Below are 306 nucleotides of genomic sequence, written 5' to 3'. Positions count from 1 at the left end.
CTCCCCACGCTTTCGCGCCTCAGCGTCAGTTACAGACCAAAGAGCCGCCTTCGCCACTGGTGTTCCTCCACATCTCTACGCATTTCACCGCTACACGTGCAATTCCGCTCTACTCTTCTGCACTCAAGTTCCCCAGTTTCCAATGACCCTCCACGGTTGAGCCGTGGGCTTTCACATCAGACTTAAGGAACCGCCTGCGCGCGCTTTACGCCCAATAATTCCGGACAACGCTTGCCACCTACGTATTACCGCGGCTGCTGGCTCGTAGTTAGCCGTGGCTTTCTGGTTAGGTACCGTCTAGGTACC

Annotated in this window: 1 rRNA gene; it reads right to left on the bottom strand. The window is 56.2% G+C overall.

What is annotated here, in order from left to right:
* A 16S ribosomal RNA gene (locus PZE06_RS27765) occupies positions 1 to 306 on the bottom strand; the annotation flags it as partial.

The sequence above is a fragment of the Robertmurraya sp. DFI.2.37 genome (genome assembly GCF_029211245.1).
Classification (GTDB): domain Bacteria; phylum Bacillota; class Bacilli; order Bacillales; family Cytobacillaceae; genus Robertmurraya; species Robertmurraya methanolica_A.
This window is presented reverse-complemented; position numbering and strand designations above follow the sequence as displayed.